Here is a 14,195-nt window from a genome sequence, read left to right as displayed (position 1 = left end):
GTGAATCAGGCGTGAATCAGCGCACGAGCGCCGCGGTCCTCGCCGTCTCGGCGGCCGTGCGGAGGAGCATGCGCACGATCCCCTCGCCGAGGGGCAGCGTGAACCCGACGTCGCTCTCGCGCTGCGCGACCTGCATCGGGGGGACCGAGCCGTAGCCGAAGCCCCACGACGAGAGCAGGCTCGCGATCCTGGCGATCTGCTCGAGGTTGCGGAGCGCGACGGCGCCGTTCGCCGCGCTCTGCGGGTCCGTGTACGTGAGGGCGCCGGCGAAGTTGACCCCGGGCGGCTGGAAGTTGCCGATGACGCGCACGTACTGGAGGCCCGCGAGGAACGGGAGCTGGCCTGCCGCCGACGCGACCGCAGGCTGGCTGGAGAGGTCGCCGGCCAAGGCGAACGACGCGCTCTTCGTGCCGAGCAGCTCGACCATCCACGAGGGCACGGAGCGCTGCAGCTTGCTGAAGCGGAGCCGGTCGAGGGCCCGCCGCAACCCGGTCTCGTTGCCGGTGAGGATCGTGTGCGGCGTGAGCACGACGAACCCGACGTTGCCGGCCGTGAAGAGATCGTTGTCCGCGTAGCGCGTCTTCACGAGCGGCGCGCCGATGACGGTGACCGTCCTGGCGTCAGCGGAGCGGCGGATCGCGTCGACGTCGAAGTTCCCCTGCATGACGGCGCAGAAGTCCGCGCCCTGCATCGCGTAGAGGCCGCCGTAGATCTTCACGATGTCGCGCGCCGGGACGAAGTTCGACTCCGGGCCCAGCGGGAGCAGGCTCGTGATGAGCTGGTTGACCTCGCCCCCCAGGCCGGAGGTGAACATCGCCGCCGCGTCGAGGTAGCCGAGCATCACCACGCCGCTCGGCAGGACGGCCAGGGGATCCCGATCGATCGCCGTCGCGTCGATCTTCTCTCCGCCGACCAGCGCGAGGCTGTCGTCCGCGCCCCCGCACCCGGCGAGCGCCGGGACGGCGGACGCGGCGATCGCGAGAACGACCGCGGCGCGGCGCAGAGCGGCGGCGCCCAGGGAATGCAGCAGCGTCCGCACCCTCGTGTTCGTCATCAAGGTCGCTCGTGCGGCGGGTCGGGGCGCTCCAGCGGGAAGGAGCCGATGATCTTCAGCATCTTGGTCTCGCGCTTCACGCCCTCGAGCGCCGCGACGAGCGCGCGATCGGTCGTGTGGCCGCTGACCTCGACGTAGAAGACGTAGTCCCAGCCCTCGCCGGGGACGGGGCGGGAGTGGACCCGGCGGAGGTTGCAGCTCCGCTCCTTGAAGTGCTGGAGGATGTCGTGGAGCCCGCCGGGGCGGTCGTGGACGCTGAAGAGGAGCGCCGTGGCGTCGTGGCCCGAGCGCGGCGCGGGGAGCCGCGACAGCACCGCGTAGCGGATCCGGAGCTCCCCCTCGTCGCCGACGTTCTCGCGGGCGACCCGGAGCTCCTGCGCGCCGGAGAAGCCGCGGGGGACGATGGCGGCGCTGCCCTCGGCCTCGGCCGCGAGATCCCAGGCGGCCTCCGGGCACCGGACGTCGAGCACCAGCGCGCGCGGGTGCTGGAGCTCGAGGTAGTTCACGCAGGCCACGTGGTCCTGCGGCGAGGCGTACACCCGCTCGACGTCGGCGAGGTTGCCAGTCCGGTTCACCAGGTCGAGCGCCTGCACCAGCTGGCGCTCGCCGACCACCTTGAGATCGGCGCCGCCGATCGCCTGGATGGTCGGGAAGATGGGCCCCTCCTTGAACGACTCGTACGGGACCACGGCGAAGTCCGCGCGCGAGCGCGCGACCTCCTCGATGGAGGCGATGGGGCTGTCCGCGCGGACGAACTCGCCGCTGACCCCGAAGTGATCGTGCGCCGCGGTCCAGCCATAGTCGCCCTCGGCGCCCAGGTACGCGACCCGGGGCGCGACCTCGAAGGCGCGCGAGGCCGCGTCGATGGCGACGAAGATCCGCCGCACCGCGCGCTGCGGGAACGGCGGCGTCACGGCGCGCTCGAGCGCCTGGATGTGGGCGGCGTCGGCCGTGGGGGCGAACCGGGCCGTGCCCGTCCTCAGCTTGGCAAGCTCGTGCGCGATGCGCGCCCGGCGCTCGACGCTTCGTAGGATTTCTTGATCCAGCTCTGTGAGCTGCCGGCGGAGCTCCTCAAGTCGCTTTCTCTCATCCATCCTGGCCACCCTAGCACCGCCCCCGGCGCACGTGGACACGCAGCGCTCCGGGCGCAGCTCCACGGCACCACGCCGCGCACGGCTGGCCACACCTCGCCGCGGATCGCCGGGGTGGCGTCAGGCCGCCGCGGTGGCGGAACCGGAGCCGGAACCGGAACTGGAGCCGGACGAGGCGCCGGTGTCGCTCTTGGTGCTGTCGCTCGTCGCCGACTTGGTGCTGTCGCTCGTCGCCGAGGAGCTGCCCGAGCCGGCGTCGGAGCCCGTCCCCGCAGATCCCGAGGAGCTGCCCGTGTCGCTCTCCGACTTCGCGGGCGGCTTGTTCGAGCCCGAGGCATAGAGGTCGGAGTACCAGCCGCTGCCCTTGAGAATGAAGCCCGTGCCGCGCGAAATCTGCCGCCGGGCGGTCGCGTTGTGGCACGACGGGCAATCGGAGAGCGCCGCCTCCTTGATGGACTGCTCGGCCTCCCATTCATGCGCGCAAGATGTGCAGGCGTACTCGTAAGTGGGCATGGCGTTTCTACTCCTCGGAACAACGCGAGGGATATGGCCATGTTAGCAACCTGTCAAGGCGACTGCCAAGAGCGGCCGTTGCGTTTCCGACACAGTCATCGAACCGCACACGCGCCGCCCCGCCGTCACGCCCTGAGCTGGGCAAGACCTGGTCCTCCATGTGCGCGTGAGGAGGCGGGATCCGGTCTTGCCGCGCGGCGCCAGTCCACGTAGACCCCGGGGAAAGCCAGATGTGACGGTACGTGGCGTGCTGTGACGATACGTTAAGCTCGCCTGGCCGGTCCCGGGGACGTCATGCGCATTCGGAAGCTCGAGATCAGCGGGTTCAAATCGTTCGTCGACCGGACGGTTGTCCATTTCGACACGGACGTGGTGGGCATCGTCGGTCCGAACGGCTGTGGCAAGTCCAACATCGTCGACGCGATCCGGTGGGCCATCGGCGAGCAGAGCGCGAAGCACCTGCGCGGTAAGTCGATGTCGGACGTCATCTTCAACGGCTCCGAGACCCGCGCGCAGCACGGGATGGCCGAGGTGACGCTCACCTTCGACAACAGCGAGCCGACGGGGGCGTCGCAGCTCCCGCTGGAGTACCGGGACTACGCCGAGATCGCGGTGACGCGCCGGCTCTTCCGCGACGGGACGAGCGAGTACCTCATCAACAAGACCCAGGTCCGGCTCAAGGACGTGACGGACCTCTTCCTCGGCACCGGCGTCGGGACGAAGGCCTACTCCATCATCGAGCAGGGCAAGATCGGGCTCATCGTCTCGGCGCGCCCGGAGGACCGGCGGATGCTCATCGAGGAGGCCGCCGGCATCACGAAGTACAAGGCCAGGAAGAAGCAGGCCGAGCAGAAGATGGACCAGACGCGGCAGAACCTGCTCCGCGTGGGGGACATCGTCTCCGAGATCCAGCGCAACCTCGCGTCCCTGAAGCGCCAGGCCGCGAAGGCCGAGCGGTACGTGAACTACCGCAAGGAGCTGGAGGACCTCGTGCTCCACGAGGCGTCGCACAAGCTCCTCGAGATCACGGTGCTCACGCAGCACGAGTCGTTCGGCAGGGCCGAGCACGCCGAGCGCGGGCAGGCGGCCCGGACCGCGCTCGCCGCGCGCGAGGCCGAGATCGAGGTCACCCGGCTCGAGGCCCTCTCGTGCGAGGAGCGGGCCGAGCGGGCGCAGAACGAGGCGTTCACGGCCGACAACCAGGTGCGCACCCACGAGGCCGAGATCGCGCGGGCGCGCGACCGGATGCGGCACCTGGAAGAGCGGCTGGTCACCGCGGCCAAGGAGCAGGGAGAGCTCGAGAAGACGGTCGCGGAGCTGACGGCCGAGAAGGAGCAGCTCGAGGCGCAGCTCGCCGGCGTCGACGAAGAGGAGGCGCGCGAGAGCGAGCTCGCGCTCGAGCAGCACGAGCGTCTCGAGGAGCTGCGGCACGGCGAGCGCACCGCCGAGCACGAGGTCGCCGCGCTGCGCCGGCGGGCCGCCGAGGCCGCCGCGGCGGTCGCGGCCGCCGAGGCGTCGCTCACCGGGTTCGACCGGCGCATGACGGAGATGAGCCAGCGGCGCGCGAAGCTCGAGGACGAGATCGGCCGGCTGATGTACGAGTCGGAGGAGCTCGAGCGGCGGCGCTCGTCGCTGACGCGGAACGTGGCCGAGCTCGCCGACGGGAAGCGGATCTCCGCGGAGGAGCGGTCGCGCCTCGACGTGGAGATGAAGACGCTGCGGGAGCAGGCGGTCGCGAGCGACCGCACCGTGGAGCACGCGAAGAACGAGCTCGGGCAGCGGCGCAACCGGCTCCGCGCGCTCGAGGAGCTGCACGCGCGGCTGGAGGGCGTCGGCGCCGGGGTGAAGAACCTCCTCAAGACCAAGGATCCGGCGCTGCTCGGGCTCGTGGCCGACCGGATCGAGGCGCCGGCCGAGCTGACCGCGGCCTTCGCGGGGCTGCTCGGCGACCGGCTGCAGTGCGCGGTCGTGAGCGACGTCGAGCGCGGGATCGCGCTGCTCGCCGATCTGTCGAAGAACAACCGCGGGCGGGCCAGCGTGATCGCGGCGCGGCCTTCGTTCGTGGCCGGCGCCGCGCGGCGGCCGCCCAGCGGCGAGGGGGTGCTCGGGCCGCTCGTGGACCGGCTCGTCTTCGCGCCCGAGGACGAGGCGCTGGCGCGCGCGCTCGTGGGGGACGCGGTGGTCGTCGCGTCCGCCGAGGTGGCGGCGCGGCTCGCGGCCGAGGGCGCGGGGTGCACGCTCGTGACGCTCGACGGCACGGTCCTCCGCGAGGACGGCGTGGTGAGCGGCGGCTCGGGCGACGCGGTCGCGGCCGGGATGATCGAGCAGAAGCGGGAGATGCGCGCGCTGCACGAGTTCGTCGCGACCAAGTCGGACGAGGTGACGGCGCTGCTCGACGCGCAGCAGAAGCTCCGCCTGCGGATCACCGAGGTGGGGACGGCGCTGGAGCGGGCGCGGAGCGAGGCGCACGAAGGAGAGCTCGCGCTCGTGACGGCCGAGAAGGACCTCCGCCGCGCGGAGGAGCAGCTCGCCGCGGCGCAGAAGCGCGAGGGCGTGGTGCGATCCGAGCTCGAGGACCTCGCGGACAACCTCGACGCCGGCGGGAGCGAGCAGCAGGCGGCCCGCGACAAGCTCGCGGCCGGGCGCGCGGCGCGCGAGGCGGCGGCGGCCGGCCTCGATCACGCCGAGCAGGTGGCGGCCGAGTGGCGCGAGCGCGTGCTCGGGCAGCAGTCGGTCGTGACCGAGCGGAAGGTGAAGCTCGCGCGCGTGCGCGAGCGCGCCGCGGCGGCGCGGGGCACGGTCGAGCGGCTCACGCGGTCGTGCACCGAGCTCCGGGGCCGGATCGCCCGGCTCGACCAGGAGCGGACGGAGAGCGCGATCTCCGCCGGGAAGGCCGCGGCGACGATCGTCATGGCGCGCGAGGCCCTGGTCTGCGCCGTCGCCGACGCGCACGCGGCGCAGGCCACGCTGACCGAGGCGCGGCGCGCGCTGGACGAGGCGCGGCAGGCGCACGCGGGGCGCGAGGCCGACCTGCGCGGGCTGCGCCAGGAGCTCGCCGCGGTGTCGGAGCAGCTCCGCAAGCACGAGCTCGCGCTGGAGCGGCTGCGCGTCGAGCACACCCACCTCATCGAGGGGGTGCGCGAGCGCTTCCGCGGGCTGGAGCTCGCCCGCGTCGTCGGCGACTACCACAAGCGGCCGCCGGTCGACGCCTCGCACCGCTCGCGCATCCAGGAGCTGACGGAGCTGCTCGACCGCATGGGCCCCGTCAACCTGGACGCCGTGCGCGAGCACGCCGAGGCCGAGGAGCGGTACACGTACTACTCGACCCAGAAGGCCGACCTCGAGAAGGCGATCGACGACCTCGAGAAGGCGATCGCCCAGATGAACCGCGAGTCGAAGCGGCTCTTCAAGACGACGTACGACGGCATCAACGCGCGCTTCAAGGCGCTCTTCCCCAAGATGTTCCGCGGCGGGCAGGCGGAGCTCAGGCTGACGAACCCCGACGACATGCTGGAGACAGGGATCGAGATCCTGGCGCAGCCGCCGGGGAAGAAGCTCGGGAACATCGAGCTCATGAGCGGCGGCGAGAAGGCGCTCACCGCCGTGTCGCTCATCTTCGCGATCTTCCAGTTCAAGCCGTCGCCCTTCTGCATCCTCGACGAGGTCGACGCGCCGCTCGATGAGGCGAACGTGACCCGCTACAACGAGGCGATCCGGAGCATGACGAGCCACTCGCAGTTCATCCTCATCACGCACATCAAGCGCACGATGCAGTCGGTCGACGTGCTCTACGGCGTGACGATGCAGGAGCCCGGCGTGTCGAAGCTCGTCAGCGTGCGGATCAACGAGACGGCGAAGCGCCCGGAGCGCGAGGCGGCGCCGGCGGCGGCGGTGGCGTGAGCGCGGGGCCTGGCTCGGGCGGGGCGGCCGGGCGGCGCCTGTCGCGCGGCGCCTCGGGGCTCCGGCACCTCCGCTGGGCCCGCGAGGTGCTGGCCACGCTCGAGGCCCACGTCGAGCACAACCCGGCGCTCGACGACGCCGATCGCGAGGCGCTGCGGGGCGAGGCGCGCGCGCTCGCGGCGGCGGTGCAGGCCCTCAGCGGGGCCGTGAAGCCGTACCGGGATTTCCTCGAGCGGACGCGGGTGCGCTACCGCGGGCGCGTGCGCGTGGCGGAGCACCTGGTCCGGGGATCCGGCGCGGGCGGCGCGGACGAGGCGGCGCGCGCCCGCCTCGAGGAGGCGCTGGCGGAGCTCGCCGCGATCGAGGAGACGCAGCGCCGGCCGCTCAGGGCGGAGCTCTCGGCGGAGATCGATCGGCTCCGCGAGGCGATGGCGCGGATGGACGCGCGCCTCGCGGAGCGGCTCTCCGGGGAGCTCGTCGAGAGCCTGTACCCGCCCCTCACGGACGGCGCGTCGAGGGTCGCCGACGACGGCGATCCGGACGACGACGCGACGGCGAGCCCTCGCTAGCGCCGCGCGACCGGCGAGCCGACCGCAGGGGCCGCGACGGGGGCCAGCCGATCGCCGGGCGAACGGCGCGGAAGCGGCCAGCGACGCGGCAAGGTGCGCGGCAGGCGCCGGGGGAGGGATCACCATGCCTGCACGCCGGGATGGAGATGCGGTAAAGGGTCCACGAAGGACACGGAGAGGACGTCGATGGGCTGCGCGGAGTCGGTCGCCTTCCTGCTTCTCCGCGGGCGCGCCGCGGCGAGCGAGCGATTCGAAGCGCTGATCCGACGCCATGTGCCGGACGTCGCCGTCGTCTTCGATCCCGAGCGCGCGCTGGGGCGGTGCCTGGGCGAGCCGCCGCCGGTGCTCGCCGTCGACTGGAGCGACCCGGCCGGCGCCGCGGCGCTCTGCGGCCGCGTGCGGGCGCAGCCCGGCGGCGAGGCGGTGTTCCTCCTCGCGATGACCGAGCGCGACGCCGACCTCGATGGGATCCTCGCGGCGGGCGCGAGCGATTTCCTGCTCGTGGGCAACGAGGGCGGGGGCGCTCGGGCGCGGCTCGCCGTCGCCCGCGAGCGCGCCGCGCGCGACGCCGCCGCGCGCCACGCGCTCGCGCAGACGCAGGCCCGCCTCGTCCTCGCCGGCCGCATGGCGAGCGTCGGCACGCTCGCCGCCGGGGTCGCCCACGAGATCAACAACCCCCTCGCGTTCGTCATCGCGAACGTCGACGCGACCCTCCGGCGCATCGGCTCGATGGAGCGGCGGAGCAGCGCTCCGCGCAGCGGACTGTGGGCTCGCCCTCACGCCGACGGCCGCGGGACCTCGAGCGAGCTCTCCGAGGTGCTGAGCCTCCTGGAGGACGCCCGCGAAGGCGCAGAGCGGGTGCGGCTCATCGTGCGCGATCTCCACAGCTTCTCGCGCGCCGAAGAGGACCACCGCGGGCCGGTCGACCCCCGGCGGGTGCTCGACTCCTGCGTTCACATGGCGATGAACGAGATCCGGCACCGCGCCCGCGTCGTCCGGAGCTTCCAGGACGTGCCGCCCGTCGAGGCGAACGAGCCGCGGCTCGCGCAGGTCTTCCTGAACCTCATCGTGAACGCCGCGCAGGCCATCCCCGAAGGGCTCGCCGAGCAGAACGTGATCGAGCTCTCGACGCGCTGCGATGCCGCGGGGTGGGTCGTCGTCGAGGTGCGGGACACCGGCGCCGGGATCGCGCCCGGATCGCTCGGGCGGCTCTTCGAGCCGTTCTACACGAGCAAGGAAGCGGGCGAAGGGCTCGGCCTCGGGCTCGCGATCTGCCACGCCATCGTCGCGGCGCTGGGGGGTCGGATCGAGGTGGAGAGCCGCCATGGCGAGGGGAGCACGTTCCGCGTCATCCTCCCCGCCGCCACGGGCAGCGAGGCGCGCGCCCCGGCGGCCGCCGGCTCCGGCGCGTCGAGCGGGCGGCGCGAGAACGGCAGGCCCGCCGCGGCCGCGCCGGAGGTGGCGCCGCGACAGCGGGTCCTCATCATCGACGATGAGCCGATGCTCACGCGCGCGATCGCGGGGACGCTCGAGCCGCGGCACGAGACGACCGCCACCGCGAGCGCGCGCGACGCGCTCACCCGGATCCGCTCCGGGGAGCGCTACGACGCCATCCTGTGCGACCTCATGATGCCCGATATGACGGGGATGGATTTCTACGCGTCGCTCGCCGAGCACGCACCCGAGCAGCAGCGCCGGGTCGTGTTCCTGACCGGCGGCGCCTTCACGGAGCGCAGCAAGGCGTTCCTGCAGCAGGTCAACGCCCGGCTGCTCCTGAAGCCGTTCGACGCGGCGACGCTGCTCTCGCTGGTCGACGAGGTCGTCGCCGCGCCCTGACGCGCGCTGGGCTCCTCACGCGCCGCCGACCGCTCGTCCTGCGCCCTCCGGGGAGCGCACCTCCTCGAGCCCTCAGTGATAGTCGCGCGATCGGAGCGTGACCTCCTCGCCGCTCGGCAGCTCCAGCCGCTCCAGCTCGCGCGCGACCACATGGATCACCTCCCCCTGCCGCTCGACCCGCCCGGCGACGAGCAAGAGCGCGGCGTGCCGCGCCACCTGGTAGTGATCTGCGAAGACCTGCTTCTGGACGATGACGTTGATCACGCCGGTCTCGTCCTCGAGCGTCACGAACGTCACGCCGCTCGCGGTCGCCGGCCGCTGGCGGCCGACCACCATCCCGGCGACCCGCACGCTCTCCCCGTTGCGCGCCGCCTTGATCTCCTCGGCGGTCCGCACGCGCCCGGCCCCGCGCCGCCGCTTGAGCGCCGGCCGCAGGTGCCGCATCGGGTGGTCGTGCAGCGACAGGCCCACGCGCCCGTAATCCAGCGCCAGCTGCTCCAGCGGCCTGAGCGGCGGAAGCCCGACGTCCTTGTCCCGCTCGATCGGCACGCCCTCGAACAACCCCTCCACGCGGGGCGCGCGCGCCCGCCAGAGCGCCTCTCTCCGGGCGGGCACCAGCGCGGCGAGCGCGCCCGCTTCGGCGAGCGCTTCCACCTCGTTCTTCTTCAGCTCTGTGCGCGTCACGAGATCCGGGAGGCTCGTGAACGGCGCCACCTCTCGCGCGGCCACGATCGCGGCCCCGGCCGCCTCCCCGAGCCCCTTCACGAGGCGCATGCCGAGCCGCAGCGCCGGCCCCGCCGAGGGCTCGGCGCCGGGCTCGAGGGTCGCGTCCCACGCGCTCTGCACCACGCACACCGGCCGCACGTCGACGCCGTGCCGCTGCGCGTCCTGCACAAGCGCCGACGGGCTGTAGAACCCCATCGGCTGCGCGTTGAGCAGCGCGCAGGTGAACGCCACCGGGTGGTGCACCTTGAGCCAGGCCGACGCGTACACGAGCAGCGCGAAGCTCGCCGCGTGCGACTCAGGGAAGCCGTACTCGCCGAAGCCCTGGATCTGCTGGTAGAGCATCTCCCCGAACCTCGCCGAGATCCCCCGCTCGGCGAAGCCCTGGATGAGCCGCCCGCGGTGCCGCTCCAGGCGCCCGTGCTTCTTCCACGCCGCCATGTCGCGGCGCAGCTGATCGGCCTCGCCCGGCGTGTAGCCCGCGCCGACCATCGCGATCTGCATCACCTGCTCCTGGAAGAGCGGCACGCCGAGCGTGCGCTCCAGGATGGGGTCCAGGCACGGGTGCGGAGACACCGGCGGCTCCTGCCCCGTCCGCCGGCGCAGGTAGGGGTGCACCATCCCGCCCTGGATGGGCCCGGGACGCACGATCGCCACCTCGATCACCAGATCGTAGAACTTGCTCGGCTTCAGCCGCGGGAGCATCGCCATCTGGGCGCGGCTCTCTATCTGGAACACCCCCACCGTGTCGGCCCGGCCGATCGCCTCGTAGACGGCCGGATCCTCCGGCGGGATCTGCGCGAGCGCCGCGATCGGATCGAACGCGGCGCCTCGGCTTGCACGGACCGAGAGAGCCGCGGATGCAGGGTCACGAGCCGCATGAGCCGAGAGACCCGCGAGCTCGGCGTACCGGTCCGCGTGGATCAACGCGAGCGCCTTGCGGATCGCCGTCAGCATGCCGAGGGCCAGGACGTCGATCTTGAAGAAGCCGAGATCGTCGAGGTCGTCCTTGTCCCACGGGATCACCGTGCGGCCCTCCATCCGCGCAGGCTCGACCGGGGCCACCTTGTGCAGCGGCTCCGACGACAGCACGAAGCCGCCGACGTGGATCGAGAGGTGACGCGGGAAGCCCTCCAGCGCGCTCGCCATCAGGACGGTTTGCCGGACGCGCACGTCGTCCGGATCGAGGCCCGCCTCGCTCACCCGCTGCTCGGTGATGTCCGCCTCGTGGTGGAGCACGAGGCCGCTCAGCCTGTCGACCTGATCCGCCGAGAAACCGAACGCCTTGCCCACCTCGCGCAGCGCGCTCTTGCCGCGGTAGGCGATCACCTCCGAGACCATCGCCGCCCGATCGCGGCCGTACATCTCGTAGATCGCCTGGATCACCTCCTCCCGGCGCTCGTGCTCGAAATCGACGTCGATGTCCGGCGGCTCGTTGCGCTCCTCCGACAGGAAGCGCTCGAAGAGCAGGTTGGACCGGGCCGGATCCACCGCCGTCACGCCAAGCACGAAACACACCGCGCTGTTCGCCGCGCTCCCTCGGCCCTGGCAGAGGATCTGCCGCGCGCGGGCGATCTTCACGACCTGCTGCACGCTGAGGAAGTAGGGGGCCACGCCGAGCTTCGCGATCAGGGCGAGCTCCTTCTCGATCTGCGCGCGCACCTGCGGCGGCGTCCCCTCCGGGTAGCGGTCGCGGCAGCCCTCCTCGGTGAGGCGGCGCAGCGCCTGATCCGACGTCTCCCCCGGCATGCAGAGGGCGTCGCTCGGGAAGCTGTAGCGGAGCTCGGCCAGCGAGAAGCGGCAGCGGGACGCGACCTCCACCGTGCGCGCGACCCAGGCCGGATGATCGCGGAACAGCGCCGCCATCTGCGCGCCGGACCGCACGTACGCCTCCGCGTTGGGCGCGATCCGCGTCCCGGCTTGATCGAGCGTGGTCTTGGTCCGGATGCACGTGAGCACGTCGGCGAGCGGCTTGCGCGACGGGTGATGGTAGAGCGGGCGCGCGGTCGGCACCACGCAGGGGCCGTAGCGCCGCTCCGCCGCGAGGGCCGCCGCGACGCGCTCGCCGTCGCGGCGATCGAGGTGCTTCCAGGTCGCGACGAGCGCGCGCTCGCCGAACGCGTCGCGCAGCGCGCCGATGAGCGCGCCGGAGACGGCCGCGGGCACGAGCGGATCGAGCGGCACGATCGCGGAGAGGCCCCGCGGCGCCGCCGCGATCGCCTCCGCCGAGAGGCTCGCCGTACCCTTCTCGCAATCGGCGTGCGCGATCGTGAGCAGCCGGCAGAGGTTCGCGTAACCCTCGCTGTCCTCGACCAGGAGGACCACCGAGGGCTGGACCTCCGGCGCGCGCTCGGCGCGTGGCGCGACGCGCTCGACCGCCGAGCGCGGCGCCCCGATCGTCAGCTCGGCCCCGACGATCACCCGCTGATCGATCTTCTTCGCCGCCGTGTGCGCGCGGACGCTGCCGTAGATCCCGTCGCGATCGCAGAGCGCGAGCCCATCGAGGCCGAGCTCCTTGGCGCGGTGCACGAGCTCCTCGGGGTGCGAGGCGCCCTCGAGGAACGAGAAGCAGGAGCGGCCGCACAGCTCCGCGAACGGCACCGAGGCGCCGGCGCTCACTCGCACCACCCCTGCAGGAAGGCCTCGCCCGTCGCGCGGTCGACGTAGATCCACGCCTCACCGCAGGAGCTCGCGCTCGCGCCGTCGCGGGGAGGGCGCAGCTCGCCGAGGCGCGCCGGGGCGGCCCTGCCGGACGGAGAGCCCGAGACCAGCCAGGCGCGCGCGTAATCGCGCGAGGCCGGCGTGGGCGTCCACCACTCCACCGCGTCGATCCGCATCACGAAGGAGAGCCGCTCGATCGCGTAGAGGTGCCGGTCGACCGCCACGATCGCCCCGCGCCCCACGCGGCCGAGCGGGATCGGCTGCGCGAGGAGCCGCGCGGGCTCCGGCGCCGACGCGTCGGCCCCCTCCACGCGCTCGCCCGCGGCCGCCCCTTGCTCCGCCGCGGCTCGATCCGCCGCGACGCGCGCGCGGGCAGCGGCGGACGCGCGCGCCGTGGCCGCCTCGTCCGCGACCGGCACGAGCCGCGAGCGCGCCTCGGGGCGGTGCGCATCGGCGATCTCCAGGACGCCCACCCGCTCCGCGCCGATCTCGGCCGAGAGCTCGGCCAGGAGCGCCGGCAGGCTGTCCGGATCGACCGATCGGTCGCGCGACAGATCGAGCTGCACCCGGCGGGCGCGCGCGATGCGGGAGGCGATGAGGTGGACCCCCACCGCGGGCGCCGCGAGCTCGATCCGGTCGAGCTTCGTCCTGAGCGGGCGGAGCAGGTCGCCCGCGTCCGAGAGGGGCACCGGCATATCGACGTGGAAGCGCAGCGAAGGGCCGCGCTCCTCGTCTTCCAGGAGCGCGGCGACGTCGTCCTCGCGATCGCCGAGGCGGAGCCGCGCGATCGAGCGATCGTAGGCGATCGCCACGTTGAGCCGACCGCAGGCCTCGCCGCGCGCGGCGAGCCGCGACGCGATCCGCGACGTCATGCCGCGCAGCACGAACAGGAGCGACTCGGCGCTCTCGACCGGCTCGTCGAAGAGCACCTCCTCCTCGATCAACCGGGGCACCTCGTACGGCAGGAGCGGCACGGGATCGCGGCCGGCGAGGAGCTCCATCACCTCGGCCGTCCGCGGGCCCAGCCGCGCCGCCGCCTGCGCCCGCGGCAGGCGCGCGAGATCCTCGACGCGGAGCACGCCGAGCCGGACGAGGAAGCTCGCCACCTCGCGCTCGACCGGGAGCGCCTGCACCGGCAGGGGCCCGATCGCCTGCGCCCCCTTGCCCGGCGGCGCGATCGGCGCCTCCGCCCCTGCCCCGCCGTCCGCGTGCGCGCCGAAGCGCGCCAGCGCCTGCGCGAGCCGCGGCCCGTCGGCGATCGCGAGCCGCGCCCGGTGGCCGAGCGCCGCCACGCGCTCGCCGAGATCGCCGAGCAGCGCCTCCTCGCCGCCGACGAGGTGCGACGCCCCGGTGATGTCGAGCCACACCGTGTCGTACGGGCCGTCGCCCCAGGGGCTCCGCGCCGCGCTCGCAGCGCGCTCACCAGCGCGGCCCGCCCGCGGCGCCCCCGCGCGCGCCGCAGCGCCCTGCTCGCCGAGCTGGATCGCCGCCGTCGCCCCGAGCCCGAGCGCCACCTCGGCGACCCGGCCGAGCGCCGCGTCCATCTCGGTGAACGTCACCCGGTGGATCGCGAGGTGCGCGACAAGCGCCGCCGCCTCGACGACCTTCTGCCCCGGCCTCACCCCGTATCGCCTCGCCTCGTCGTCGACGACGTCGAGCACCGCCACCGGCGCCGCCGGCTCGCGCTCTGACCGCGCGCCGAGCGCCGCCCGGCGCTCCTCCTCGCCCCCGATGATCACCGCGAGCGGCGCCTTCCCGCTCGGTGAGACCGGTCCACGCTGCTTCACCAGCTCGCACGCGAGCTGCGGGAGCACGATCGCCACAATGCGCCTCGCCGCCATCGCCTCT

At 73.4% G+C, this 14,195-nt stretch carries 8 protein-coding genes and 1 pseudogene; 4 read left to right on the top strand and 5 right to left on the bottom strand.

Annotation, left to right across the window (positions count from 1 at the left end; genetic code table 11):
- Positions 1–16: 16 nt before the first annotated feature.
- Positions 17–1,054, bottom strand: a complete 1,038-nt coding sequence (locus WME75_RS09050) for a hypothetical protein (protein WP_437488580.1) — start codon at positions 1,052–1,054, stop codon at positions 17–19.
- On the bottom strand, positions 1,054–2,148 hold the full coding sequence (locus tag WME75_RS09045; RefSeq protein ID WP_437488578.1) for a bifunctional chorismate mutase/prephenate dehydratase: 1,095 nt from the start codon (positions 2,146–2,148) through the stop codon (positions 1,054–1,056). Before WME75_RS09045 ends, WME75_RS09050 begins: the two co-directional genes overlap by 1 nt.
- 130 nt (positions 2,149–2,278) lie before the next feature.
- Here WME75_RS09045 and WME75_RS09040 point away from each other — a divergent pair, with 130 nt between their 5' ends.
- On the top strand, positions 2,279–2,485 hold the full coding sequence (locus WME75_RS09040) for a hypothetical protein (protein ID WP_437495109.1): 207 nt from the start codon (positions 2,279–2,281) through the stop codon (positions 2,483–2,485).
- A gap of 26 nt (positions 2,486–2,511) precedes the next feature.
- Here WME75_RS09040 and WME75_RS09035 read toward each other — a convergent pair.
- Positions 2,512–2,658: pseudogene (locus WME75_RS09035) on the bottom strand (FmdB family zinc ribbon protein); the annotation flags it as partial.
- A gap of 294 nt (positions 2,659–2,952) precedes the next feature.
- Between WME75_RS09035 and smc the strand changes: the two are divergent.
- From smc to WME75_RS09020, 3 genes are all read left to right on the top strand, one after another.
- Positions 2,953–6,558 (top strand): chromosome segregation protein SMC, encoded by a 3,606-nt coding sequence (gene smc, locus WME75_RS09030; protein WP_437488575.1) that lies wholly within the window; start codon positions 2,953–2,955, stop codon positions 6,556–6,558.
- Positions 6,555–7,127 (top strand): hypothetical protein, encoded by a 573-nt coding sequence (locus WME75_RS09025; protein ID WP_437488574.1) that lies wholly within the window; start codon positions 6,555–6,557, stop codon positions 7,125–7,127. Before smc ends, WME75_RS09025 begins: the two co-directional genes overlap by 4 nt.
- A 186-nt stretch (positions 7,128–7,313) precedes the next feature.
- Positions 7,314–8,963 (top strand): hybrid sensor histidine kinase/response regulator, encoded by a 1,650-nt coding sequence (locus WME75_RS09020; RefSeq protein WP_437488571.1) that lies wholly within the window; start codon positions 7,314–7,316, stop codon positions 8,961–8,963.
- A gap of 72 nt (positions 8,964–9,035) precedes the next feature.
- Here WME75_RS09020 and WME75_RS09015 read toward each other — a convergent pair whose 3' ends face one another.
- Together WME75_RS09015 and WME75_RS09010 are read right to left on the bottom strand one after the other, a co-directional pair.
- Complete coding sequence (locus WME75_RS09015; protein ID WP_437488569.1) at positions 9,036–12,305, bottom strand: error-prone DNA polymerase; 3,270 nt, start codon at positions 12,303–12,305, stop codon at positions 9,036–9,038.
- Positions 12,302–14,188 carry a DinB/UmuC family translesion DNA polymerase gene (locus WME75_RS09010; protein WP_437488566.1) on the bottom strand — a complete coding sequence of 629 codons (1,887 nt, stop codon included), beginning with the start codon at positions 14,186–14,188 and terminating at the stop codon, positions 12,302–12,304. Before WME75_RS09010 ends, WME75_RS09015 begins: the two co-directional genes overlap by 4 nt.
- Positions 14,189–14,195 lie beyond the last annotated feature (7 nt).

It is taken from the genome of Sorangium sp. So ce1014, assembly GCF_051521505.1.
Classification (GTDB): Bacteria; Myxococcota_A; Polyangia; order Polyangiales; family Polyangiaceae; genus Sorangium.
The sequence above is the reverse complement of the archived record's forward strand: the minus strand, read 5'-3'. Positions and strand labels throughout refer to the sequence as shown.